Raw genomic sequence first — 282 nt, 5'->3', positions numbered from 1 at the left:
CAGCAGGGTGAAAACCTGAATCGCTTTTGGTAAAGCATGCTGCGGATCTTCACTGGCAGCCACCCACTGAGCGGCATTCAGTGCAGCTCCATTTAACAGCCAGGCGGTAGCATCCACATCTACCGGCTTGATTAAGCCGCGTTCAATCAGATCTGAAATGTTCTCTCGGGTGGCGTCAAGGCAGTAATTCTGACTCGGCCATTTCGTAGGATCGCCAAGAAAAGCCGGGCCATCAAGCAGAACGATACGCCGGACTTCTTCATCCAGAGCCATTCTGATATA

1 pseudogene is annotated in these 282 nt (G+C 51.8%); it reads right to left on the bottom strand.

Going from position 1 to position 282, the window contains the following annotated elements:
- Positions 1-282 (bottom strand): annotated as a pseudogene (locus PGS10_RS25010) (TetR/AcrR family transcriptional regulator); the annotation flags it as partial.

The sequence above is a fragment of the Klebsiella sp. 141153 genome (assembly GCF_032601995.1).
GTDB classification, from domain to species: Bacteria; Pseudomonadota; Gammaproteobacteria; order Enterobacterales; family Enterobacteriaceae; genus Klebsiella; species Klebsiella aerogenes.
This window is presented reverse-complemented; position numbering and strand designations above follow the sequence as displayed.